The sequence below is a fragment of the Campylobacter ureolyticus genome (assembly GCF_013372225.1).
GTDB classification, from domain to species: domain Bacteria; phylum Campylobacterota; class Campylobacteria; order Campylobacterales; family Campylobacteraceae; genus Campylobacter_B; species Campylobacter_B ureolyticus.
Genome location: NZ_CP053832.1, coordinates 1,435,195 through 1,460,668 on the forward strand (window position 1 = coordinate 1,435,195; position 25,474 = coordinate 1,460,668).

General features: G+C 30.2%; 28 protein-coding genes and 5 tRNA genes. 5 read left to right on the top strand and 28 right to left on the bottom strand.

Annotation, left to right across the window (positions count from 1 at the left end; translation table 11 throughout):
• Positions 1-3: 3 nt before the first annotated feature.
• From secE to hemB, 14 genes are all read right to left on the bottom strand, one after another.
• Positions 4-183: a preprotein translocase subunit SecE gene (secE, locus tag CURT_RS07220; RefSeq protein WP_018712752.1), complete on the bottom strand. Its 180-nt coding sequence runs from the start codon at positions 181-183 to the stop codon at positions 4-6.
• Positions 184-198: 15 nt separating this feature from the next.
• A tRNA-Trp gene (locus CURT_RS07225) sits at positions 199-274 on the bottom strand.
• A gap of 8 nt (positions 275-282) precedes the next feature.
• Positions 283-441, bottom strand: coding sequence for a 50S ribosomal protein L33 (gene rpmG / locus CURT_RS07230; RefSeq protein WP_016646688.1), 159 nt, complete (start codon positions 439-441; stop codon positions 283-285).
• 60 nt (positions 442-501) lie between these two features.
• Entirely contained in the window at positions 502-1,701 is a 1,200-nt protein-coding gene (gene tuf, locus CURT_RS07235; protein WP_018712753.1) for an elongation factor Tu, read from the bottom strand.
• Positions 1,702-1,773: 72 nt separating this feature from the next.
• A tRNA-Thr gene (locus CURT_RS07240) sits at positions 1,774-1,848 on the bottom strand.
• A 125-nt stretch (positions 1,849-1,973) separates the two neighbouring features.
• Positions 1,974-2,050 (bottom strand) — tRNA-Gly (locus CURT_RS07245).
• Between the two features lie 6 nt (positions 2,051-2,056).
• Positions 2,057-2,141, bottom strand: a tRNA-Tyr gene (locus CURT_RS07250).
• Between the two features lie 37 nt (positions 2,142-2,178).
• Positions 2,179-2,254, bottom strand: a tRNA-Thr gene (locus CURT_RS07255).
• 138 nt (positions 2,255-2,392) lie between these two features.
• Positions 2,393-3,853 (bottom strand): aldehyde dehydrogenase family protein, encoded by a 1,461-nt coding sequence (locus CURT_RS07260; RefSeq protein ID WP_018712754.1) that lies wholly within the window; start codon positions 3,851-3,853, stop codon positions 2,393-2,395.
• A gap of 76 nt (positions 3,854-3,929) precedes the next feature.
• A complete protein-coding gene (locus CURT_RS07265; protein ID WP_018712755.1) occupies positions 3,930-5,192 on the bottom strand; it encodes a (Fe-S)-binding protein in 1,263 nt (420 codons plus the stop codon).
• A complete protein-coding gene (hemN, locus tag CURT_RS07270) occupies positions 5,189-6,559 on the bottom strand; it encodes an oxygen-independent coproporphyrinogen III oxidase (RefSeq protein ID WP_018712756.1) in 1,371 nt (456 codons plus the stop codon). Before hemN ends, CURT_RS07265 begins: the two co-directional genes overlap by 4 nt.
• Entirely contained in the window at positions 6,537-7,001 is a 465-nt protein-coding gene (locus CURT_RS07275) for a DUF2603 domain-containing protein (protein ID WP_018712757.1), read from the bottom strand. The genes hemN and CURT_RS07275 overlap by 23 nt, the downstream gene beginning before the upstream one ends.
• 9 nt (positions 7,002-7,010) lie before the next feature.
• Entirely contained in the window at positions 7,011-7,934 is a 924-nt protein-coding gene (gene argF, locus CURT_RS07280; RefSeq protein ID WP_018712758.1) for an ornithine carbamoyltransferase, read from the bottom strand.
• Between the two features lie 8 nt (positions 7,935-7,942).
• Entirely contained in the window at positions 7,943-8,908 is a 966-nt protein-coding gene (gene hemB, locus CURT_RS07285) for a porphobilinogen synthase (RefSeq protein WP_018712759.1), read from the bottom strand.
• A gap of 163 nt (positions 8,909-9,071) precedes the next feature.
• On the opposite strand from hemB, the gene ribA reads away from it, so the two are divergent.
• Genes ribA through CURT_RS07305 form a run of 4 tightly spaced genes read left to right on the top strand, consistent with a single transcriptional unit; the run spans position 9,072 to position 10,778 of the window.
• Positions 9,072-9,635: a GTP cyclohydrolase II gene (gene ribA / locus CURT_RS07290; protein ID WP_018712760.1), complete on the top strand. Its 564-nt coding sequence runs from the start codon at positions 9,072-9,074 to the stop codon at positions 9,633-9,635.
• Entirely contained in the window at positions 9,632-10,198 is a 567-nt protein-coding gene (gene rsmG / locus CURT_RS07295) for a 16S rRNA (guanine(527)-N(7))-methyltransferase RsmG (RefSeq protein ID WP_018712761.1), read from the top strand. Before ribA ends, rsmG begins: the two co-directional genes overlap by 4 nt.
• Positions 10,191-10,391, top strand: coding sequence for a PP0621 family protein (locus CURT_RS07300; protein ID WP_016646678.1), 201 nt, complete (start codon positions 10,191-10,193; stop codon positions 10,389-10,391). The genes rsmG and CURT_RS07300 overlap by 8 nt, the downstream gene beginning before the upstream one ends.
• A gap of 3 nt (positions 10,392-10,394) precedes the next feature.
• Positions 10,395-10,778, top strand: a complete 384-nt coding sequence (locus CURT_RS07305; RefSeq protein ID WP_018712762.1) for a hypothetical protein — start codon at positions 10,395-10,397, stop codon at positions 10,776-10,778.
• Here CURT_RS07305 and CURT_RS07310 read toward each other — a convergent pair.
• From CURT_RS07310 to bioB, 12 genes are all read right to left on the bottom strand, one after another.
• On the bottom strand, positions 10,771-12,030 hold the full coding sequence (locus CURT_RS07310) for a hypothetical protein (RefSeq protein WP_018712763.1): 1,260 nt from the start codon (positions 12,028-12,030) through the stop codon (positions 10,771-10,773). The two genes, CURT_RS07305 and CURT_RS07310, sit on opposite strands and share 8 nt — an antisense overlap.
• Positions 12,027-12,260 (bottom strand): CmeU family protein, encoded by a 234-nt coding sequence (gene cmeU / locus CURT_RS07315; RefSeq protein WP_018712764.1) that lies wholly within the window; start codon positions 12,258-12,260, stop codon positions 12,027-12,029. Before cmeU ends, CURT_RS07310 begins: the two co-directional genes overlap by 4 nt.
• A 3-nt stretch (positions 12,261-12,263) precedes the next feature.
• Positions 12,264-13,859: an arginine--tRNA ligase gene (gene argS, locus CURT_RS07320; protein ID WP_026320303.1), complete on the bottom strand. Its 1,596-nt coding sequence runs from the start codon at positions 13,857-13,859 to the stop codon at positions 12,264-12,266.
• Positions 13,860-13,864: 5 nt separating this feature from the next.
• Positions 13,865-14,074, bottom strand: coding sequence for a Sec-independent protein translocase subunit TatA/TatB (locus CURT_RS07325; RefSeq protein WP_018712766.1), 210 nt, complete (start codon positions 14,072-14,074; stop codon positions 13,865-13,867).
• 17 nt (positions 14,075-14,091) lie between these two features.
• Complete coding sequence (gene gmk / locus CURT_RS07330) at positions 14,092-14,703, bottom strand: guanylate kinase (RefSeq protein WP_018712767.1); 612 nt, start codon at positions 14,701-14,703, stop codon at positions 14,092-14,094.
• Between the two features lie 3 nt (positions 14,704-14,706).
• Positions 14,707-16,011 (bottom strand): hypothetical protein, encoded by a 1,305-nt coding sequence (locus CURT_RS07335; RefSeq protein WP_018712768.1) that lies wholly within the window; start codon positions 16,009-16,011, stop codon positions 14,707-14,709.
• Between the two features lie 87 nt (positions 16,012-16,098).
• The gene (locus CURT_RS07340; protein WP_018712769.1) at positions 16,099-16,743 is read right to left on the bottom strand and encodes an ABC transporter ATP-binding protein; all 645 of its coding nucleotides are present in this window, start codon (positions 16,741-16,743) and stop codon (positions 16,099-16,101) included.
• Positions 16,744-16,750: 7 nt separating this feature from the next.
• Positions 16,751-17,800 (bottom strand): translation elongation factor Ts, encoded by a 1,050-nt coding sequence (gene tsf, locus CURT_RS07345; RefSeq protein WP_018712770.1) that lies wholly within the window; start codon positions 17,798-17,800, stop codon positions 16,751-16,753.
• Positions 17,800-18,591: a 30S ribosomal protein S2 gene (gene rpsB / locus CURT_RS07350; protein WP_018712771.1), complete on the bottom strand. Its 792-nt coding sequence runs from the start codon at positions 18,589-18,591 to the stop codon at positions 17,800-17,802. Before rpsB ends, tsf begins: the two co-directional genes overlap by 1 nt.
• A gap of 119 nt (positions 18,592-18,710) precedes the next feature.
• Positions 18,711-19,424: a peptidoglycan editing factor PgeF gene (gene pgeF / locus CURT_RS07355; RefSeq protein WP_018712772.1), complete on the bottom strand. Its 714-nt coding sequence runs from the start codon at positions 19,422-19,424 to the stop codon at positions 18,711-18,713.
• Positions 19,388-20,005 carry a riboflavin synthase gene (locus CURT_RS07360; RefSeq protein ID WP_018712773.1) on the bottom strand — a complete coding sequence of 206 codons (618 nt, stop codon included), beginning with the start codon at positions 20,003-20,005 and terminating at the stop codon, positions 19,388-19,390. The genes pgeF and CURT_RS07360 overlap by 37 nt, the downstream gene beginning before the upstream one ends.
• A 20-nt stretch (positions 20,006-20,025) precedes the next feature.
• Positions 20,026-20,991 carry a biotin synthase BioB gene (gene bioB / locus CURT_RS07365; protein ID WP_018712774.1) on the bottom strand — a complete coding sequence of 322 codons (966 nt, stop codon included), beginning with the start codon at positions 20,989-20,991 and terminating at the stop codon, positions 20,026-20,028.
• Positions 20,992-21,096: 105 nt separating this feature from the next.
• Here bioB and mnmG point away from each other — a divergent pair, with 105 nt between their 5' ends.
• Complete coding sequence (gene mnmG / locus CURT_RS07370; RefSeq protein ID WP_018712775.1) at positions 21,097-22,977, top strand: tRNA uridine-5-carboxymethylaminomethyl(34) synthesis enzyme MnmG; 1,881 nt, start codon at positions 21,097-21,099, stop codon at positions 22,975-22,977.
• A gap of 102 nt (positions 22,978-23,079) precedes the next feature.
• Here the strand turns inward: mnmG and CURT_RS07375 are convergent, their stop codons facing one another.
• A complete protein-coding gene (locus tag CURT_RS07375) occupies positions 23,080-24,213 on the bottom strand; it encodes a c-type cytochrome (RefSeq protein ID WP_018712776.1) in 1,134 nt (377 codons plus the stop codon).
• Between the two features lies 1 nt (position 24,214).
• Positions 24,215-25,474, bottom strand: a complete 1,260-nt coding sequence (locus CURT_RS07380) for a cytochrome b (protein WP_018712777.1) — start codon at positions 25,472-25,474, stop codon at positions 24,215-24,217.

The window sequence follows — 25,474 nt, forward strand, 5'->3', positions numbered from 1 at the left end:
ACCTCACACTATCTTAGAAATGGTAAAAGACATAATTAAATCAACCAAAGCCAAAAATACAGATACAGCAAAAACTACGATAATAACCATCACAAAAGCATTCCTAATTTGCTCTTTTGTTGGAAATATTACCTTATCTAGTTCTATTTTTGATTGATATATATAACTTTTAATTTTTTCCATCATTAAACCTTTTGGTGGCAGGGCAAGAGGGATTCGAACCCCCAACCTGCGGATTTGGAATCCGACGCTCTACCGTTGGAGCTATTGCCCTAACTAATCTTAACTTTTTAGTTTAACCTCTTTATGAACTGTGTGTTTTTTAAGTCTTGGACAATACTTTTTAAGCTCCAGTTTCTCAGTAGTAGTTTTACTATTTTTATATGTAGTGTAGTTTATATCTCCACTCTCACTGCATTTTAAACCAACTTTTATTCTCATATGGGACTTCCTTAAATAAAAAATAAGAGTGAGACAAGCTCACTCTTTTTTGTAAAAAAATTACTCTATAATTTTTGCAACAACACCAGAACCAACAGTTCTACCACCCTCACGGATAGCAAATCTTGTTCCTTGCTCTAGTGCAACTGGGTGAATAAGCTCAACTGTTATTTTAACGTTATCGCCTGGCATAACCATTTCTTTGCCTTCACCAAGAGTAATTGAACCTGTAACGTCTGTTGTTCTAACATAGAATTGTGGTCTATAGTTATTAAAGAATGGTGTATGTCTTCCACCTTCTTCTTTAGTTAGAATATAAACCTCAGCTTCAAATTTATTATGAGGAGTAATTGAGCCTGGTTTACATAAAACCATACCTCTTTCAACATCATCTTTACCTGTTCCTCTAAGAAGTATTCCTACATTATCACCAGCCTCACCTTGTTCCATCTCTTTTCTAAACATTTCAACGCCTGTTACAGTTGTTGTTTGAGTTGGTTTAATACCTACAATTTCAATAGTATCACCTACTTTTACAACACCTTTTTCAACTCTACCTGTAACAACTGTTCCACGACCTGAAATTGAAAATACATCTTCAATAGGCATTAGGAATGGTTTGTCAGTGTCTCTTTGCGGAGTTGGGATATAGCTATCAACTGCATCCATAAGTTCCATTATTTTAGCTGACCACTCACCATCAGTACCAGCTTTTGCCTCTTCTAGAGCTTTTAAAGCTGAACCAACAATGATAGGTGTATCATCACCAGGGAAACCGTACTCATTTAATAGCTCTCTAACTTCCATTTCAACTAGCTCGATAAGCTCAGCATCATCAACCATATCAGCTTTATTTAAGAAAACTACTATGTAAGGAACACCAACTTGTCTTGAAAGTAAGATATGCTCTCTAGTTTGTGGCATAGGACCATCAGCTGCGTTAACAACTAGTATAGCGCCATCCATTTGTGCAGCACCAGTAATCATGTTTTTAACATAGTCAGCGTGCCCAGGACAGTCAACGTGAGCATAGTGTCTATTTGTAGTTTCATACTCTATGTGTGAAGTTGCAATTGTAATACCACGATCTTTTTCTTCAGGAGCATTGTCTATGTTATCATAGTCTTTTAGCTCAGCTAGACCTTTTCTTGAAAGAACTGCAGAAATAGCAGCAGTTAAAGTAGTTTTACCATGGTCAACGTGACCGATAGTACCGATATTAACGTGTGGCTTGTTACGCGTAAATTTTTCTTTAGCCATTTTTTCCTCCATTAATTAATGTTTTTTATACTTTTTAAAAATTTGTGTTTATTTGCTATTCTATAATTTTGATGGAGCTCATAGTGGGACTTGAACCCACGACCTCTTCCTTACCAAGGAAGTGCTCTACCTCTGAGCCATATGAGCATAAACTCATGGCAAAAGTAGAATTAAACAAATTTAACATACACAAACAACTATTTGGAAACTTAAAGCTAGCAACTGTAATAAAAAATAATACATACAGCTCCCAGTTTTAAAATCCTAAATTTTGGAGCGGGAAACGAGGCTCGAACTCGCGACCCTCAGCTTGGAAGGCTGATGCTCTAGCCAACTGAGCTACTCCCGCAAACAATGGTGGTGAGACGTGGATTCGAACCACGGAAGGCAAAGCCAGCAGATTTACAGTCTGCCCTCGTTGGCCACTTGAGTATCTCACCCCTTTACATATCTGGTCAAACACTGTTTTTTAAAAAATGGAGCTGGTGAACGGACTTGAACCGCCGACCTACTGCTTACAAGGCAGTAGCTCTACCAACTGAGCTACACCAGCACCAAATACAATTTTTTAAATTGTAAAGGTGTATTGTATCTTATTTTTTTTTCTATGTCAAGGAATTTATAAAAATATAACTGAAAAAATTAATTTAAAACCCCTTTATTTATAAAAAGGGGTTATTTTATTAGCTTATTAATAGAGACCGGATGTTTTTCCTGTTAAATCTACCATTATATTTTTTGCTTGAGTGTAATGCTCAAGAATCATTTTATGTGTTTCTCTACCAATTCCTGAGTTTTTATATCCACCAAATGGTGCACCTGCTGGAATTTGATTATAACAATTTATCCAAACCCTTCCAGTTTCCATGGCTCTTGCAGTATTTAGAGCTTTTGTAATATTGTTTGTAAATATTCCACCGCCCAAGCCATACTCGCTGTCATTTACCATTTTTATAAGTTCATCTTCGTTTTTAAACTTAATAACAACGCCTACTGGTCCAAAAATTTCTTCTTGCGCAACTCTCATATCATTTTTAGCATTTACTATCAAAGTTGGCTCTACAAAAGCATCTCCAGCAGCTGATCTTTTACCACCAACTGCAATTTTTGCCCCTTCACTTAAAGCAATATCTATATAACTTAAAATTTTATCGGCTTGTTTTTTATTAATTTGTGCACCCATTTGAGTATTTGGATCAAGCGGGTCACCCACTTTTATATTTTTAAATTTCTCTACTGCTTTTTCAATAAACTCATCATAAATACTTTCTTCAACAAAAATTCTACTTCCAGCACAACAAACTTGACCTTGATTAAACAAAATACCCATTTGAACGCCATCAAGAGCCTTCTGCATGCACGCATCAGCATATATTATGTTTGCACTTTTTCCACCTAATTCAAGAGTTGAAGGGATTATTCTTTCTGCAGCAGCTATTCCAATATCTCTACCAACTTCAGTTGAGCCTGTAAAAGCCAATTTGTCAAGATCTGGATGATTTTTTAACCACTCACCTGATTTACTACCTTTTCCAGTAATCACATTTACAATACCTTTTGGTAAAACATCTTTAATAAGTCTCATAAGCTCTAAAACACTTAAGCTTGTTTCACTTGATGGTTTAAAAACAGTTGTATCACCCGCTGCGATAACTGGCGCTAATTTCCATGCTGCCATTAAAAATGGAAAATTCCAAGGAACAATTTGTCCTACAACGCCAATTGGCTCTCTTAAAACCATACTTAAAATTTGTTCGTTTAGAACATTTGCACTACCTTCTTGTGCTAAAATAACACCAGCAAAATATCTAAAATGATCAGCAGCATAAGGAATATCAACATTTAAAGTTTCTCTAATTGGTTTTCCGTTATCCATAGATTCAACTTTTGCTAAAAATTCTTTATTTTCATCTATAATGTCTGCGATTTTGTTTAATATTTCTGAACGCTGATTAACAGTTGATCGTCTAAACTTTTCAAAAGCTTTTCTCGCTGCTTTTACAGCTAAATCAACATCTTCTTTTGTGGCATCGGTAATGTCTGCAAGTTTTTTACCATTTGCTGGATTAAAAACCTCAAGTGTTTCATTGGCACTTGATTTTACAAACTCACCACCGATAAATAAATTATATTTTTCTTGTAAATTTACCATAATTTCTCCTTTAAATAATATGGAGAAATTATAAGGTACTTAATTAAACACTTTGCTTACTTTTTGATAATATTTATTAAAAAGTAAGAGCTTTGGCAATTAATTCAACTGGATTAACGCATCTTATATCTGATGATATTAAATTTAAAGAGTTGTTTAGTTGCATTCTACAGGCACTACACTCAGCACTTACAAAATCTGCCTTTGTTTTTTGTATCATCGGGGCTTTTTTAAGGCCTGCAGTTTTACTTAAGTGATAATTATTTGTTTGCATTGTAACACCACCAAATCCACAACACATATCAGGATTTTCCATTTCCAAAAGAGTAAAATTATTAGATAAAAGTTCACGCGGCTCTTTAAAAACGCCTTGCATTTTTTTAGCATGGCATGGATCGTGATAGGTGATTTTTAAATTTAGTTTTTCTTTTTTTGCTAAAATTTCTTTTAAATTTGTGTGTTTATAGAAATATTCACTTGCTAAAAATATTTTATCTTGCAATTTTATAGCTCTTTCTTGCCAGCTTGGCTCATCATAAAACAAATGAGCGTAATCAACCTTTACCATACCAGAACAGGTAGCTTCAGGTATTATAATGGCATCAACTTTTTTAAGCATTTCCTCAAAATAAACTATGTTTTTCTTAGCAAGTTTTTTTGTAGTTTTATTATCTCCAGTAAAATACATGGCCGCACCACAACAAACTTGCTTTTTCATTAAATCTAAATTTATTTTTAGACTTTGGCAAATTTTTAAAATACTTTCTCCAATATTTGTATAAGCATAATTTCCCATACAGCCAATAAAAAGTCCAATTGTTTTTTCTCCACCATTATCTATAAACTCTTCATGTGAGTTTAAAAAACTTTTTTTAGAAGCAGTTGGAAGTAATCTTTCTTTTTTGACAAGAGGCATTTTAAAACGTGGTTTCATAGAATTTGAAAAATTTTCTTTTTTTATTTTAAAGCCACAGCTTTGAAAAACATATCCCATTCTTGCACAAATATCTAAAACTTTTCTATGACTTAAAAACCAAAAAGCCATCTTTTTATACCATGCAATACCATACTTTTTGGCGATATCAACTCTCACGTTTTCAATCGCAGCATCTGTTTTTATGCTTTTTGGACATGCATCAACACAATTTGTACATAGAAAACAACTCTCAAATATAGTTTTTAAATTTTTATCAAGAGCTAAATTCCCATCCTTATATGCCCCTAAAAGATCCAAAAACCCTCTTGGAGATGTTGTTTCATCACGGTTTATATTATAAATCGTACAAACTTGTATACATTTACCACATTTTATACATTCATTTGAAATTTCTTTTATCATACTGTTTTTGAAAACCTCTTGTTTGCTATATTTTTCATATATTCATCGAAGCACATTGCAATATTTCTTATGAGCAAAGTACCTGTTGGATTTACTTTTATAGCATCATCGCTGACTTCAACAAATTCGCTTAATTCTTTTAACTCTTCTAAACTTTCTTTGAAGTGCTCTTTAAATTTTATACTAAATTTAGTTTCAATTTTTTTGATATTAAGATAAAAATTACTCATTAGACTCATTATAACTTCTTTCCTTAAAATATCTTCTTCATTTAGTAAAATTCCTTTACAGTATGGTAGTTTTCCATTATCAATTGCTTCTTCGTACTCTTTTAAGTCTTTATAGTTTTGTCCATAATGTCTAATACCCTCACCAATGCTTGTAAGTCCTATTCCTATTAAATCCGCACCACCTTTGGTTGTATATCCTTGAAAATTTCTATGCAAACTCCCATCTTCTAAGGCTTTAAAAAGCTCATCTTCTGGCTTTGCATAGTGATCCATGCCAATCATTTTATAGCCATTTGATGTCAAATAATCGTGTGTAAATTTTAAAATTTCAAGCTTAACACTAGGATGAGGAAGAGTTGTTTCATCAAATTTTCTCATAGATTTTTTAATCCATGGAACATGTGCGTAATTAAAAATTGCATATCTATCAGGATTTAACTCAAGTGACAATCTTAGAGTTTCTTTAAAGGTTTCTAAATTTTGATAAGGTAGTCCATAAATTAGATCTATATTAACTGAATTTATTCCTTTTTTTCTAACCATATCAATGGCATTTTTAGTAAGCTCAAAAGACTGGATTCTGTGAATTTCTTTTTGAACTTTTTCATTAAAATCCTGAACTCCGAAACTTATCCTATTAAACCCATGTTTTATCAAAACATCACTTTGTTCGTCCGTTAAAAATCTAGGATCAATCTCGCAACTAATCTCTGCATCATCGCTAAAATTTTTAAAATATTTTTTTATAGATGTTATTAATCTATCAAGACTTTGTGCATCATAAAATGTAGGTGTTCCACCACCAAAATGCATTTGAGATACAACTCTTGAAGTATCTACGATTTTACTTAAAATTAAAAGCTCTTTTTCAACATAATCAAGATATCTTGTCATTTTATCTTGCTTGCTTGTATAAATTACATTACATCCACAAAAATAACAGGCAGAACGACAGAATGGAAGATGAAAGTATAAAGAAAGTGGTCTATTTTTATCTTGTTTTTTTAACTCGTTTAAATATTCATCATAGGTAAATTTTTCACTAAATTCCAAAGCAGTTGGATAGCTTGTGTATCTTGGTCCTGGTTTTGAATATTTTGCATATGCATCAAAATCAATTGTGTTTAAAGTTTTCAACATTTCCCCTTATCATATTATCAATATCAACAAATAAATTTGGATATTTAATCTTTACATTATCAACTATTTTATCAAGATCTAAATTTGAAACCTGAAGTTCAGGATCTAATAAAGCAAGTTTTTTAATTTCTTCCATACAAACACTCCAAACGTCTCCAAAATCAATCGGCAAAGTCCTTGCTATACTTTTTTCAAGTTTTAAATCAAAATTTTCCCTTGCAACATTTTTATAGCTATTTATAAGTGATGTTAGACTTTTGAGCGATAAAACTGAATAAATATTTTTATCAGCATCTATACCAAACCATGGATATCTATTTTTCCATGAGCCTTTCTTTAGCATAATAGTCTTCTTATCGCTATTTTCGGTATTTAAAATTTCAAAAATCGTTTGATCTTTTCCAAAATCTTGCTCTATTTTTTCTATTTCTTTATCCATTTTCACCTCTTATGAGTTTTTACACACATTATTAAGCCAAACCATAATACCTTTTTGTGCGTGAAGTCTATTCTCGGCTTCCAAAAAAATCTCTTTACTATGCTTTTCAAAGACCTTGTCACTTATTTCATATCCCCTATAGGCTGGCAAGCAATGAAGTAAAATTGCATCTTTTTTAGCTAAACTCATCAAATCTTCATCTATTAAAAAACCTTCAAAATCTTTTACTTTTTGATCCTTGCTAACCTCATCGCCCATTGAAAACCAAGTATCAGTAGCTACAACATCTACATCTTTTATTGCGATTTTTGGATCACTTGTTATTGTTATTTTTGCACCACTTATTTTTGCATTGTTCATTGCTATCTTCAAAACTTCATCATTTATTTTATAATTTTTTGGAATTGCAACGCTTAAATTTAAACCCATAATGCTTGCCAAATTTAGCCACGAGTTGCACATATTATTACTATCACCAATATAGGCTATATTTTTACCAACATTAAGTTCCACCATAGTTAGATAATCAGCCATTAATTGAACTGGATGAAAAAGATCACTTAACCCATTGATAACTGGAATTTCCGCAAATCTGGCAAATTCTTTTAAATCTGTATGCCTGTAGACTCTAAGCATAGCCATATCACACATAGATGATATTACTCTTGCTGTATCTTTTATTGGCTCACCGCGTCCTAACTGAGTCGTTTTACTATCTAAAAAAAGTGCATGCCCACCAAGTTGATACATTCCAACTTCAAAGCTTATTCTTGTTCTAGTTGAATTTTTTTCAAAGACCATTGCTAGAGTTTGGTTTTTTAAATAAGGCGTAAAAATACCTTTTTTTACTTCATTTTTTATATTTTTTACAATTTCTAAAATTTCTAAAATTTGTTCTTTTTTAAAGTCATTTAGAGTTAAAAAATCTTTCATAATATCTTCTATTTATTTAAAATTTTAGCTAGCTCTTTAGCGTGATAAGTTATAATTAAATCAGCTCCTGCTCTTTTTATAGAAATCATAGTTTCAAGCATTACTTTTTTATAATCAATTACCCCTGCTTTTTCCCCAGCTTTTAACAAGGCATATTCACCACTTACATTGTAGGCACAAACTGGAAGTAATGTTTTATTTTTCAAATCTCTTATGATATCTAAATATGCTAGTGCTGGTTTTACCATCAAAATATCAGCTCCTTCTTTTTCGTCCTCCAAGCTTTCGTTTATAGCTTCAAGTCGATTTGCTGGATCCATTTGATAAGTTTTTCTATCTCCAAAACTAGGACTACTTTCTGCCACATCTCTAAATGGTCCATAATAAGCACTTGCAAATTTGGTTGAATACGCCATAATAGGTAAACTCTCATAGCCATTCTCATCAAGCCCTTTTCTAAGGTTTTCTATTATTCCATCCATCATACCACTTGGGGCTATCATATCAGCACCATTTTTAGCATGAATTAAAGCTTGTTTAACTGAAATTTCAAGTGTTGCATCATTATCTACTGTATCTTTGCATAAAATTCCACAATGTCCGTGATCAGTATACTCACAAAAGCAAAGATCGGTTATAACATATAAATTTGGAAACTTTTCTTTTATAGCTCTTAAAGTTTTTGCAATAATTCCATCATCACTTAATGCATCACTTCCAACACTATCTTTTACATCAGGAATTCCAAACAATAAAATAGATTTTATACCTAAATTTACAACTTCTTCGCACTCTTTTAAAAGCTCGTCAATACTCATCTGAAAAACACCTGGCATAGAAGGAGTTTCTTTTTTTACTCTACTTCCTGGAACAACAAAAAGTGGATAAATCAAATCATCAACACTCAAATGTGTTTCTCTTACTAAATCTCTAATTGCTACATTTCTTCTTAATCTTCTAAATCTTCTAAACATCTATAATCCTTTTATATCTATCAAATATCAAAATAAGCTTATATTTTATCATATAGCTAGTAAATAATCTATTAAAATTTAATTTTAATATTTTAATTTCATTATAAAAGACCTGTCAAATTTAGGTATAATGCAAGCTTAAATTTCAAATGATTGGATAAAAATGGATATAAAAATCTCAAATTTAGCAAATTTACCAACTAAATTTGGCGAGTTCAAAGTGCAAACTTTTAAAGAAAATGAAAAAGAACATTTGGTTATTTTAAAAGAGCCATTAAACGAAATTGTAAATGTAAGAATACACTCAGAATGCCTAACAGGAGATGCTCTTGGAAGTCTTAAATGCGACTGCGGGGAACAACTTCAAAAAAGTTTAGAATACATCTCTAAAAATGGCGGAATGGTAATTTACCTAAGGCAAGAAGGGCGAAATATAGGGCTTTTTAACAAAATAAATGCCTATGCCTTGCAAGATAAAGGTCTTGACACGGTTGAGGCAAATCATCAACTTGGCTTTAAGGCTGATGAGAGAACTTATGAGATTGTGGATTTTATCCTAAAATACTATAAAATAGATAAAATAAATATGTTAACAAATAATCCAGATAAATTAAAAGGGCTTCATTTTATAAAAGTAGAAAAAAGAATTCCTCTAATAATTAAACCAAATAGTTATAATGAGGAGTATTTAAAAGTTAAAAAAAGTCAAATGGGGCATCTTTTATGAATAATCTTGATGAAATTATTCATAGTCTAAATTTTAAACAAAAAACTAAAAAATTTGGTGAAATTCTATCTAAATTTAATAAAATCCATAGCCTTACAAAGTATGAAAATTTAGAATTTGTAATGCAAGATAGCCTAAATGGACTTAAATTTATAACAAACTCGCCAAAAATAGCAATTGATGTTGGGAGTGGTGCTGGATTTCCTGCTATTTTTTTAGCTCTCGTTTTGAAAGATTGTAAATGGCATTTATTTGAACCAAATGTTAAAAAATCATCTTTTTTAACATATACAAAAATAAATTTAGGACTCGAAAATGTTATAATACACTCGAAAAAAATAGAAGATGAAACTAAATTTCAAGCTAACTTAATAACATCAAGAGCTTTAATGAGAGCTGATTTGCTTTTAGAAATTTGTAAAGGTTTTTATAACAAAGAAACTTTATTTTTACTATACAAAGGCTCAAATGCAGAAAATGAGATAAAAAATTTAAAAGATTATAAACTTAACAGATATCAAAATAGAGTATTTCTAACTTTTAAAGGAGAGAAAAATGGCTAAATTATTAATGCTTGGAATTATCATAGCAATAGTTTATTTTTTTATATTACCAAGATTTCAAAGACCAAAAAACAGTGATAAAAAAATACAAAATTTTGTAGAATGCAAAAAATGTGGCACTTTTATCGACATAAAAGAAAGTGTTATAAAAAATGGAGATTATATCTGTAAAGAGTGCATAAACAAGGAATAAAATATGCAAATAATAGGACACAAGCTGATAAAATATGAGAATTTTAATTTAATTCAAACAGTTGAAAATATCTTAAATTTTGATAATTTAATTTTTGAGTATAATGAAAATTTTATAAAAAATGCTAAAAATAGTGATAAAACTTATAGCGTTATTGTTAGAAATTTAAATGAAGCTGTTTTGGCAAATGCATTAAATGCTAAATTTATAATCATAGAAAAAAATAATATTTCAATAACAAAAGAAGTTGTAAAATTAGCTGAGTTTTATCTTTTTGATAGCAAAATAGCCATAATTATTGAAAATTATGAAAAAGACCTGCTAAATGCTATAAACCTAAGAGTCGATGCTGTAATTTATAAAAACATTATAAATTATATTATTTAGAAGTTTTAATCTCCTTATAGCCAAAATTTATAACCTTTTCTTCACTGTTTTTAAGTATAAAATTTTTTTCTATTTTGCCATTTGAGTCAGCACTTGCATTTAAATCACCCAAAATTTCAACCTCTACATTTACTGGAATTTTTGTTACAAAAGTTATATTTTGATCTACTGACGAGTTATTTTTTATATTAAATTTTGCTTCATTATTATTTAGATCTACTTTTGAGACCTCTATTAAATTATTAAGCCCAAAAAAATAAGTTGAAATTTTATTTTTTGATATCTTGCTTTCATAGGAATTTTGCACAAAAACATCATTTAAAAAAAACTGAGTTAAAGCCTCATTTATATCATTTTTAGGACTAAAACTGGCAGCAATATAAGCTTTTGAGCCACTATATGCATCAATATAGTTTGTTAAATTTGCATCCAATACTTGACTATTTAAAATAATAATATTTTCTTTTAATGCTTTTAAATGCTGTTTTGAAATTTCAAAAAAATTAATTTTATTTTGATTTTGACTAACTTCTAAATTTGAAGCTTTTAAGGAATCGTTTTTAGCTATACTCATCGTAGCTGGTGCATCGAAAACTTTCGTTGTTTCCTCGCTATATATAAAAGTAGGTGTAAATTTGCCAGGAGTTTTGCTTGATTTTACACTATATGGATAGATTTTTATAAAAACATCATCTAGGTTTTCTTTTAAATTTGAAATTATTAAACTTTGTTTTATGGAAATTTTACCATCTTTAAAATTTATACTATTTAAAGTTTTAAATAAGGCATCGTTTAATGGATAACTTATAGTTGCTTTTGGGTTTTTACAACTTTGCTTTATTGTAACTTTTTTAGTATAAAAAGCTGGTTCATTTGATAAATTATCAATCTCTTTTGAAATCTCAGCTTGAGATGTAAGGTTCTCATTTAAAATGTCACTTAAATTTTTTATGTCATTTATAGTGTTTAAATTTGAGTTTTTTATAATTTCATAACTATCTTTTAGTGCTTTTAGCTTATTTTGCAAACTCTGTTTTTTTAAAGAGATTTCATCTTCTATTTTGTTTCCAAAACTTATCTCCTCTATATTGCAATTAGAGTTTATACTAAAATCTTTTTGATCAAGCTCAAAAGGAACTATAAAACTATTTTCTTTAATATTTTTTGTAAGTATGGCTTTATCACTATAAATTTCAAGAGTATTTGCAAAAATAGGAAAAATACCTAAAAACAAAATTAAAATAATTTTCATATTTTTATTTCATAAGCCTTATAAAGATAAGGCAAAAGCTTTCTTATAGAGTAATCATAGGAGTAAAATTTTGCATAAATTTCTTTTAATTCTTTATTGTCTCCAAAATCTAAAACATCCGTATTTGGTATCTTTGAAACTTTAGAATCAAGATAGCTAAAAAACTCATCTCTTGAGCTAAATAACTCCCTTAGTTTTTTAACAACTTCTTTTTTTTCTTCTTTTTGCAAAATCTATTCCTTTGTCATTATATTTTTAGCTTCAATTCCCATCAAGGACAAGCCAGTTTTTATACAAAGTGCTACAACGGCAAAAACTTTTAAAAGAGCATCTTCATTGTCACTACCTAAAACTCTGTTTTCATTATAAAATTTATGAAAATTTGAAGCTATATTTTTAAGATATTCAGGTATTTTTTGTAAATTTCTACTTAAAAATGCATCTTCCAAAACTTCATTTAAAGTAAGTGCTTCAAATAATAAATTCAAAGCTTCGTCATTTAATTTTAAAATACTAGCTTCTTTTATTTCGTCTATTTTTTTTCCACTTTTTGCAAAAATTTGATGAATTCTTGCATGGGCATAATTTATATAAAATATAGGATTTGAACTATCTTCTTTGCTAAGTTCTGAAACATCAAACTCTAAAGCCGTATCACACTTTTTAGTTATAAATATAAACCTTAAAGCATCACTTCCAATTTCTTGTAAAACATCGCTCATAAGTATGAAGTTTCCGGCTCTTTTACTCATCTTGAAAGTTTCACCATCTTTTAAAAGGCTAACCATTTGTGCCAAGATAACTTCAAGCTTATTTTCATCAAATCCAAGATAATGAATGCTTGACTTTACTCTTTTTATATAACCGTGATGATCAGCCCCCCAAATATTTATATAGTGATCATATCCTCTTTTAAATTTATTGTAATGATAGACAATATCTCCTGCTAAATAAGTAGGTCTTTTATCTTCTCTTATAATGACTCTATCTTTTTCATCACCAAGTGCACTAGAATTTATCCAAATTTTACCGTCTTTTTCATATACTCCGCCATTTTTTTTAAGGCAATCCAAAGTATCGAAAAGCTCATTTTCAAAACTTTTTTCACTAACCCAATTTTGAATTTTAATATTAGCCTTTAAAAGATTATCTTTTATTAGCAAAAGCATTTTATCTTTTCCCCAAAGGCTTAATTTTTCTACATTTTGCCTATCTTTAAAAATATCTTTTCCAAACTCTTTTAAGGCCTCATCTGATAAATTTTCTATATAATCACCTTTGTAGCAATTTTCTTCAAAATCTAAATTTGCGTTTAAAAATTTATTTGCTCCCGTTATAAATATAGAAAGCCCAAGCATGTTTATCTGATTTCCAGCATCATTTATATAATACTCGGTTGTGATATCATATCCTAAATATCTTCCAACTCTTGCTAATGTATCCCCGTAAACAGCCCCTCTTACATGACCTATATGAAGAGGACCTGTTGGATTTGCACTCACGTATTCAAGTAAAATTTTTTCCTTTTTATCTTTACCTTCTGCAAAGTTTTTACCTGAATTTAAAGCATCTGTAGCAAGCTTATCTAAAAATTCAGGCTTTAAGCGAAAATTTAAATATCCATTTAGGGGACTAGCTGTAAAAATATCACTGTTGTTAAACTCTAATGCAAGCTCATCAGCTATTAATTTTGGTGATTTGCGAAACTCTTTTGCCAAAGAAAAAGCTAAAGGTGTAGCATAATGAGCTAAGTTTTTATCTTTTGGCTTTTCTAAAACAAAGTCTTTTTTTAAAATTTCTTTTATTTTGTCGAAAATTATATCTTTCAAAACCATTAAGCCTTTGTTTCTTCTTTTATCTCATCAGTTTTTTTAACTTCATCTTTTTGAGCTTCAACTTTTTCAGTTTTTTCTTCACTCTCCATCTCTTTTTTAAAAACCTTTATTCCTTGTCCAACGCCTTTTGCAAGTTCTGGAATTTTCTTTGCACCAAAAAGCAAAATTATAATTATTAAAACAATTAATAATTGTTGCATACTAACCATACCATTCTCCTTAAAAATTAATTTTCATATATCCAATTGTCAATAATATCACTAAGCTCTAAATTTTTAGTATTATACCTAATAGCGTTAAATATTGATTTTAAAGCATTATAAGACTCATTAAAATTATCATTTATTATAAGATAATCATATTCGTTTAAATGTTCCATCTCAGTTGCTGCATTTATAACTCTTCGCTCTATATCTTCCTTTGAGTCAGTTCCTCTTTTGATAAGTCTATTTTTTAACTCGCCCTTATTTTTAGTTGTTATAAAAATAGAAACTATTTCATCTTTTAAGCGCTCTTTTGCTAGTTTAAAACCTTGAACGTCTATATCAAAAATAACAAATTTGCCACTATTTAATGCTTTTTGAACTGGCACTAAAGATGTTCCATAATAATTTTTATGAACAAGAGCCCATTCTAAAAACTCACCATTCTCAATGCCCTTTTTGAAGTCATCTTCACTTATGTAGTGATAACTCACTCCATCTTTTTCACCCTCTCTAATACTTCTTGTAGTGCTCGAGATAGAGAAATAGATATCCTTTTCATCTTCTAAAAGCCTATTTATAAGTGAACTTTTTCCACTTCCACTTGGTCCTGATATTATTATTGCTTTTTTCACTTATTAGTCTTCTTTAAAAGAAATTTTTATTTTAATTTGCATATCTTTAAAAATCTCTTTAAATTTGCCATTTTTTAAAGCTTCTTCAAGTTCTTTTTCCATCTCTTTCTTGGCAATTTTTTTAAGATCTTCATTTGAGGTTTCATTTTCTTTTTTGTTTAATAGGTCATTTAAACCTACGAATCCTTGATTTTTACAAACATCATCTTTTGTTTCGCAAGATTTCTTATCTTGGTTTCTGCACTCATCAAATTTGATTTCAAATTCATCATCAATATCATAATTATTTAATTCTTCATCTTTAAAATCTTGGTTGTTTGTATCATCATCACACCTATCATCAAGCTCCTCAATATCAAGAGCTGTTAGTGGAGGATTATGTGGTTGTACTTCATCATATTCATCAAAAAAAGAAAGCTCATCAATAGTCTTTAAATCTTCATTTTTCAAAACTTCTTCTATATTTTTTGATTCTTCATCTTCTTTAGAAATTTCATCTTCCAAATTTTTTTCATTGTGCATAACCAATGGAATAGTTGCAAGCTCTTTATTGGCTTCTGTTTTTTCTACATCATGCTCTTCTTGCTCTAATTTTTTTTCTTTATCGTGATTTTCTATTACATTATCTAAATTTTCGTCTTGGCACTCACTATCTATGGAAATGGGCTTAATCTCAAAATCACTTACTTCTTCTTTTTTGTCTTTGCTACAAGAAAGTTCGTCATCAATATCCACATCAAGCTCATTCAATAACTCATCTAAAGGCACATCATCATCTAAATTTTTAAGTAAATCATCTAATTTATCTTCATCCAAAGAATCTTCTTCTAGAGCTTCATCATTTGTTTTTAAATTATCCATCTCATCAATTTCGTCTATTAAAGAGCCAATTTCTTCAAGCTCATTTGCTTTATCTTCATCCTTTAAAGATATAGTTTTATTGTTTAAGTTTTCTTCACTCACTAGTGAAACGGTTTTATTATTTATACTCTCTTCAGTGCTTAATGAAAACTTTTTTTCATTGAAATTTGCTTTGCTTTCATAATCTTTTAAAAATTTAATTAATTCAGTAGGTAAAAAAGGTTTTATAATGAAATTTACATTTCCTACCTCATTTTCAAAATTTCTTGGAATTAGAAAAAGAGTTCCTTTATTATCAGTTATATCTTCTAATTTATCACAATCTTGTATCACCAAATCAAACTCACCATCATCCTTTGTATAAGGTCTATCAAAACCAGCTCTCTCGCAACAAATTTCAACTATTGATAAAACTGCTGGATTTTCGCTTTTTAGTAAAATTTTCATTTGGAATTTCCTTTTTATAATATATTTTATGATATTTTATGATAAATTTGATTATTAATTGCTTAGTTTTATAAAGTTTTTTATTTTTTATTTAATTTTTTTTAAAAATTTATTTTCAAGTATATAAATTTCATCGCAATTTGAAGCAATTTTTTCATCGTGAGTTACTAAAATAAGACCTGAATTTGTATTTTTTATATAATCAAATAAAGTATTCATAACATCATTTGCAGTATCTTTATCTAAATTTCCAGTAGGCTCATCAGCAAAAATAATACTTGGTTTTTTACTAAGTACTCTTGCAATACTAACACGTTGCTGTTGTCCGCCACTTAATTCTCCAACTTTTTGATTTAAGATATTTTCAATTTTAAGCTTTTTAAAAAGCTCATTATCCATTTTTTGCTTTGTAAGAATTGTAGAAAGTTCAATATTTTCATAAGCACTAAAACCCTTAAATAGGTAGTGTGATTGAAAAATTATACCAAAATCGTGTCGTCTAATTTTTAATTTCTCATCTGTGTTTTGCGAATAAAGTGAGATGTTTTTATAAAATACCTCACCCTCATCTGGCTCTAAAAGTGTAGATAAAATGTGTAAAAGTGTAGATTTTCCACATCCACTAACCCCCAAAATAGCTAAACTCTGCTTACTTAAAAGAGTTAGGTTTAAATTTTCAAAAAGAGTGTAGTCAAAACTATGTTTTAATCCCACACTCTTTAAAAGTTCCATATATAACCTATAGTTGTGCTGCTACTTCTGCTGCAAAGTCATCAACTTTTTTTTCTAAGCCCTCGCCTACTTCAATTCTTACATATGAAGTAATTTCTATCTTATCACCAAGCTCTTTACTTTTTTCTTCTATAACTTGCTCAACTGTTTTTTTGTCATCCATTACATAAAATTGACCCAAAAGAGTACATCTTTGATCAATTACAGTGTTATCTGCAAAAAATCTATCAAGCTTACCAGGGATTATTTTATCCCAAATTTTTTCAGGTTTTCCTTCTTTTTTAAGCTCTTCTTTTATTTCATTTTCTGCTTTTTTTATAGCTTCTTCATCTATTTGAAGCCTACTACCATATTCGGGAATATGATGAAGTGTTTTTCCAAGCCTTACAAGCTCTTCATTTTCTTTTTCAAACTCACCTTTTAAAGCGATAAGCTCATCTTCAACAAATTTTGGATCAAGCTCTTTATAACTTATTACTTTTGGTTTCATTGCTGCAGCGTGCATTGCTAAGTTTTTCAAAAACTCAACTACTTTTTCTTTATCAGCATTGCTACATTTTGCAGCAATTGCCACAGCTATTTTACCATTTGAATGAACATAACCATTTATAGCTTCACCGCTTATAGTAGCAAATCTTCTAACTACTAAATTTTCACCTATTGTTGCAATCTGTGATTTTAGATATTCTTCAAAATTTTCACCATTTATAGTTGCTTTATTTAGCTCGTCTAAATTCTTGATATTATCATTTTGAATTAATTTTAAAGTATCATCCACTAAAGCAATAAATTTATCATTTTTAGCAACAAAGTCTGTTTCTGAATTTACTTCAATTAAACTTGCTTTTGTGAAACTATCATTTATAATAAGACCTGCAAGACCCTCACTAGCCAATCTATCAGCTTTTTTTGCTGCTTTTGCAAGACCTTTTTCTCTTAAAATAGCAACAGCTTTTTCCATGTCGCCATTAGTTTCAACAAGGACTTTTTTGCAGTCCATCATACCAGCTCCAGTTGTTTCACGAAGCTCTTTTACCATAGCTGCAGTTATTGCCATTATTCTTTATCCTCCATTTCATCTACATCAATTTCATCCAAATTCATAGCCTCATCTAAAACTTCATCTTTTTCTTCTTGTGTTGCAGGAACTTTTTCTTCACCGTCTTCATCTCTTAAAGCTTTACCCTCATTGATTGCTTCTGCCATTTCACTGCAAAATAATTGAACTGATCTAATCGCATCATCATTTCCAGGAATTGGATAAGTTACAAGATCTGGATCACAGTTTGTATCAAGCGGAGCAACAATAGGAATACCTAATCTATTAGCCTCTTGAACAGCGATTTTTTCTTTTGCAACATCAATTATAAACATCATATCAGGAAGTTTTTCCATATTTCTAATACCGCCAAGATAAGCAATTAATTTATCTTTTTGTCTTTTAAGCATTAAAGCTTCTTTTTTTGTTAGTAAATCAACTGAGCCATCTTCTTCCATTTGTTCGATTACTTCAAGTTTTCTAATTGATTTTCTAATCGTTCCAAAATTTGTTAGCATTCCGCCTAACCAGCGATGATTTACATATGGCATACCGCATTTTTCGGCATATTCTTTAATTGTTTGACCAGCTTGTTTTTTTGTTCCAACAAATAAAATAGTCTTTCCCTCAGCTGCTGCGTCACGAACGATATTATAAGTATGTCTGAAATATCTTATAGTTTTTTGCAAATCTATAATATAAATGCCTTTTCTCTCGCCAAAGATAAATTTTTTCATCTTTGGGTTCCATCTTCTTGTTTGGTGACCAAAATGCACGCCACACTCTAGTAAATCTCTCATTGTAATCATGAGTTTCTCCTTAAAAAATATTTAGTTTTTCTTCCTCCACGCACCTTAGCAAATTTGCAACTAAATAAGGATTTGCATGTGTGAAATAAAGGGCTAATGATACCAAAAAATGCTGAAATTTAGTTTAAATAAACAAAACCTATAAATCTTCCTGTGGTTTTTTCTCTTCTATATGAAAAGTAGTTTTTATCACAGTGCGTGCAAATTTGTGAAATTTCCACACTTTTTAAATTTAAGTTTTTAATCTCGTCTAAAACTGCTGATTTTAAATCAAAACATCTTTTGTTTTCTTGGTTTAAATGAACAAATTTATTAAATTCTCCTAGGTCTAAATTTCCTATTTCATAGCAGTTTTTTTGTATAAAAGGTCCAATTTTTAGATGAATTTCACCAGCATTAAACTCACTTTTCATCAAATTTATAGTTTTTAAAATAATGCCTTTTATAACGCCACTTCTTCCAGCATGAACAGCTGCTACGCATTTGTTTGAGTATAAAATAACTGGCATACAATCAGCCACCATAACACAAAGTGCAATATTTTTTAAATTTGTAATGACTGCATCACATGGCGGTAAAATTTGATTTAGATTTTTATAAATTTCAACTTTATCTGAGTGAATCTGTTCCATAAAAATAGCCTTTTTAACGCCTAAAATACGCTTTAAAATTTCTCTATTTTTTCTAACATTTTTTGCATCATCCCCAACATGATAGCCAAAATTTAAGCTATCAAAAGGCTTTTTTGAAACGCCTGCAAATCTATTTGTAAAGCCAGAATTTATAATTTTATCGTCTAGTAAAGACTTGAAATTCTCTCCACTTCTTCCCAAGAAAGTCCTTTTTTCTCATCTTTAAAACTTAAAATTTGCTTAACATATCTTGCTAAAAGATCACTTTCAACATTTACAATCCTACCAACTTTATACTCGCCAAATAGCGTATCTTTCATAGTTAGTGGGATTATCGTAAGCCTTATAGAATCTTTTAAAACTTCACTTATTGTTAAACTAACTCCATCAATTGCCACGCTTCCTTTATTCGCCATTAAAGGCATTATGCTTAAAGGAAGCTTTATAAAAAAGTCACATCCGCTTTTTAAAGGCGTGATTTTATAAATTTCACCAAGCCCGTCAATATGCCCTTGAACAAAATGCCCATCAACTCTATCACCAACTTTTAAAGCAGGCTCTAAATGAACTTTACCTTTTAAATTCTGCACCGCCAAAACACTTTTGCTCTCATCACTAAGCTCAACATTAAAGCCATTATCAAAAACTTTTACAACGCTTAAGCAAGCTCCATTTACAGCAATGCTATCACCTATATTTGGCTTTAAATTTGATTTTAAACTTAAAGTTTTTCCATCAAATTTTACAACTTCACCAAATTCTCTTATAAGCCCATTAAACATATTCTCTCCAAATTTGTATTTTAAATTTCAAATCCATTTTTTAAAACCATCTTTTTATCATTTTCAACACCATCACCTTTAGTTGTTAAAAAATCACCCGTTAAAGCTGAGTTTATACCACCTTTTAACCCAGTTTCTACAAATTCACCAAGATTATTTCTTCCACCTGCATACCTCAAATAAGCCTTTGGCAAAATAAATCTAAAAATTGCAATACTTTTTAAAATTTCATCTTTTGGTAATGGAGGTAAATTCTCAAGTGGAGTTCCTTTTATCGGTGTTAAAATATTTAAAGGCACACTTGAAACATTAAACTTTTTTAAATCAAATGCTAAATTAATTCTATCTTCCAAATTTTCTCCCATTCCAAAAATCGCTCCACTACAAACATCAAGTCCAGCTAATTTCGCGTTTTTAATGGTATTTATTCTATCATCATAAGTGTGAGTTGAGCAAATTTTTGGAAAAAAGCGTCTTGAAGTTTCGAGATTGTGATGATATGTTTTAAGCCCTGCATTTTTCAATTTTTTAAGAGTTTCAAGACTAACTATACCAAAAGAACCACAAAGATGGATTTTGGAGTTTTTAGTTAAGTATTTATAAATTTCTTCAAGCCTATTAAGCTCATCTGAATTATCTTTTACACCTTTTCCGCTCATAACTAAAGAAAATCTATGAACGCCTTTTTCTTCAAATTTAAAAGCTTCTTTAAAAATTATATCATCGTTTAAAAGTGAGTAATTTAGTGAATTTGTTTTAAAATGAGCTGATTGAGCGCAATATTTGCAGTTCTCGCTACATTTTCCTGATTTTGCGTTTATAATTGAGCAAAGGTTAAAATTGTTTTTACAAAAATGTTTTCTTATTTTATCGGCATTTTCTAAAAGCTCTTCTAAATCACTGCTACAGGCTAACTTTAAAGCATCTTCTTTTGTAATATCTTCTGTTTTTATGACTAAATTTGTCAAATCTGAAATAAAACTCAAAATTTTTCCTTTTTTATATTTTAGTTTTTAAATTGAAGTCACATTATATAAAATTAACATAAATTTTGATAAAATCTAAGCTTTAATTTTAAAGGAATGTAAAAAATGAATTATGATGTAATAGTCGTAGGTGGTGGACACGCTGGAATTGAAGCGTGTTTGGCTGCTGCAAAAATGGGTAAAAAAACTCTTCTTATAACGATTTTAGCAGAGCAAATCGGAGCAGCAAGTTGCAATCCTGCAATTGGAGGTTTAGCAAAAGGACACCTAGTAAAAGAAATAGATGCTCTTGGCGGCTGGATGGGTGTAGCAACTGATGAGTGTGGTATTCAATTTCGTGTATTAAACGAAAGTAAAGGTCCAGCAGTTAGGGGAAGTAGAGCTCAAATTGACATGGATAAATATAGAATTTATCAAAGAAATACACTTTTAAACACAAAAAATTTAGATGTAACCCAAGAAATTGCAACTGAAATTTTAACGAAAGATGGAGAAATACAGGGCGTAAAAACTCATCTTGATAGTATTTACTATACTAAAAAATTAATAATTACAACAGGAACTTTTTTAAACGGACTAATTCATGTTGGCACAAATAAACTTGAGGCAGGAAGAGTTGGAGAGTTAAGTTCAAAATCTTTATCAACTTCTTTAAAAAGTCTTGGCTTAAATATGGGGAGATTAAAAACTGGAACTTGCTCAAGAGTGCTTGGAAATAGTATCGATTTTAAAGATTTAGAAATTCAAGGCGGAGATGAAAATCCAAAACCTTTTAGCCTAAGAACAAAAAATTTTAATCCCAAACAACTTCCTTGCTATATAACTTATACAAATGAAAAAACACATGAAATAATAAGAGCAAATTTTGATAAAGCTCCAATTTTTACAGGACAAATAGCAGGTGTGGGACCAAGATACTGCCCTAGCATAGAAGATAAAGTAAATAGATTTAAAGATAGAGATAGACATCATCTTTTTATTGAGCCTCAAACAAAAGATGCAACTGAATATTATATAAATGGGCTTTCATCCTCGCTTCCATTTGAGGTGCAAAAAGCAATGCTTAAAACAATAAAAGGTTTTGAAAACGCTAAAATTGTAAGACACGGATATGCAATTGAGTATGATTTTGTCGAGCCTACTGAATTAAAACACTCACTTGAGACAAAAAAGATAAAAGGACTTTTTCTAGCCGGACAGATAAATGGCACAACTGGATATGAAGAAGCCGCAGCTCAAGGACTTATGGCTGGTATAAATGCCTCGCTTGAGTCTGATGAAAAAAGCCCTTTGATACTAAGAAGAGATGAAGCCTATATCGGTGTTATGATAGATGATCTTGTTACAAAAGGAACAAAAGAGCCATATAGAATGTTTACAAGTAGGGCTGAATATAGACTTTTACTAAGAGAAGATAATGCATTTTTAAGACTATGTGAGTATGGACACAATATTGGGCTTTTAGATGATGAAATTTATAATTTTTCACAAAAAGTAAAAGAAAATGTAAAAAAAGGAATGGACTTTTTAACCAATACTTCACTTAATCCATCAAATGAAAATAATAATTTTTTAGAAAAACTTGGAGAAGAAAAAATAACGAATATCGTTACTTGGCAAAAAATAGTCGCTAGAAAAAGCTTTAACAAAGAAAAATTAAAACAAATTAACAGTTTCTTTGAAAATTTAGATAATAGAAGTTGTGAGGAAATTTTAATAGAATGCAAATATTATTTCTACATTCAAATGCAACTTGATGAAGTTAAAAAAATGAAAGAGATGTTAAATGTTAAAATTCCTAGCGATTTAGATTTTAAAAAAATTTCAGGCCTTAGCAATGAAGTAGTTGAAAAGCTAAATAAATTTAATCCACCAACTTTATTTGCAGCAAGTGAAATTAGCGGCATAACTCCAGCAGCAATTGATCTACTTCATATTTATATAAAAATGCAAAGTAGAAAAAACAACTCTCATAAAGATATATAAAATAAATTTTTTATTATAAATTTTCTACTTGTGATTTTCTTAAATTACAAGTAGAAAATAATTTGGAACGAGAGGTTTTTTATTATAAATTTAAATTTTAATTTAGTGAAGATTTGACCAAACTTTTCTTTTCCAAAGTCCAGCAAATACAGCAAGTATCACAAAATATATCATTATGTAAATAGATAAGCTTTCTCTTTCAGCTTTTTTACTATCTCCAATATTTTCCATATATTCTATGACTTTAGTTTCACTTTCTTGATTTAAGCCAACTCTTGGCATAGCAGTTCCTGGAAGCATCTTTTGAGTATCATTCAAAAAGTTATGTAAAAATTCTTTACTTCTTGATCTTATGTACATAGAAAGATCAGGTGGAGTTGAGCCAAGGTATGCTGCAATGCTTGATTTATCTCCATCGGCATAAACATCATCATATTTCATATCATGACATCTTTGACAAGCATCTGCATAGATTACTTTATTTATGATATTTTCTTTATCGTTTTTACTTAGACCATCTATAAATTTAGCTTTGTCACTTTCGCTTAATTCCTCTTTTGCAACCATTTTATTTGCATAAAGCTCTACAATGCCATCATCGCTTGGAACGATTGATTTTAAGTATGCAACAATATCAGCTAATTCTTGATTAATGTCACCACCTACGCCGAAAAATCCAGGCATTGGATAAGGGACTTCATCACCAAATTTATGATCTAGCTTTTGAGCCATAACCGGATCTTTAATAAGTGCTGCTAAAAATTTATCATCAAAAATCTTGCCAGCTATACTTAAATCAGGTGGATTTACTCCGTAAGCTTGGCTTGCATCCATTGCACCTAGTGGAGCTGGCATACCGGCTGACTCAACACCGTGACACGCTGTACATCCAGCCATTAAAAATGTTTCCGCACCAGTTGCGGCATTGCCTTTTGTTAAATCTATTTGATTTATCTCATCCCAAAAAGCACTGTATTTATCTAAATTTGACTTAGCATTATTAAGGTCAAGTTTTGCATTTTTTATCATATCTTCAAGACCTGATTTTTCTGCTTTTTTAACATTTTCTTCTGCTTTTTCAACATTAGTTTTTGCTAAAGTTATATCTTCAGCCGCAAAATCATAATTTGCTGGATCAACATGTGGATTAAGTTTTGAATGAGCGTAAGGCTCTATCCCCCAATACAACAATAGTGTAAAAAATATAACTACTAATAATGGTTTTAACCCTTTCATCTTAACCCCTTTTTCTTTCTGCGATAGTTACAAGCGGCAATGCAACTAGGATGAGAATAATATAAAGCATTGATAAGACAAAACCTATATAAGTATTTGCAATTCCAAAAGTAAAGCCATCAGCAGGTAATTTACCAAAAATACTTAAAAGTATTAAATCAATTAAAAGCACCCAAAACCATACAAAAAATCCTTTATTCTTATGGGCGGGAGCCACAACATCACTTCTATCAAGCCATGGAATAAATGCTAATGAAACCATAGCAAAAGCAAATGCAATAAGCCCGATATCAGCAGCTTTTAAAGGTCCAACATCAAAGAAGAATCCTCTTAAAATTTCATACTCCCATAAAAAATACCATTCAGGATATATATGCGGCGGTGTTTTTAAGCTATTTGCTGGATCGAAATTTATAGGATCCATTGCAAAGCCAAAATTAAACCCTACAAGATAGAAGAAAAATACCATAAATATAGAAACATAATAAAAGTCTTTTGCTAAAAATCCAGGCCAAAACGGAATAACTTTACTCTCTTTTGTTTTTCCTTCTAAGTATTTTTCAGCTTCTAAGTCAAAATCTATTTCCTCACCTGTTAAATTATTTACATGTGGAAATCTTAAAGCATAAAAGTGAAGTGCTAAAGCAACTATAACAACAAGTGGAAGCAAACAAACATGAAGCATAAAAAATCTTGTTAAAGTTGGGTCACTTACTGCATAATCTCCTCTCATCCACTCAACAACAGCATCTCCAATAAATGGAATTCCACCAAAAAGTTGAGTTATAACTTGGGCTGCCCAATAGCTCATCTGTCCCCAAGGAAGCATATATCCACTAAATGCCTCAGCTGAGAAAACAACCATAAGTATAATACCACTTATCCAAATCATCTCTCTGCCTTGCTTATAAGAGCGGTAATAAATTCCTGTTAGTGTATGAATATATATGATTAAGAATGTAACTGAAGCAGCTATTGCGTGCATATGTCTCCAAAGCCATCCATACTCTACTTCTTGCATAATTGTTTTATTAACACTATCAAATGCAAGCATAGTATCAGGCTTATAATAACACATTAGCATTAAGCCACTTATTATTAAAAGAACAAAAAGTGCTAAAAGGATAACTCCCATAGCCCAAAGAAAGCTGATATTTTTAGGTATCCAATACTCAGCAACCATAACTTTCCAAAACTTATTTATAGCTAGTCTTTGGTCAAACCAATCACCAAGACTAGTAGCTTTTCTAATTCTCGCCAT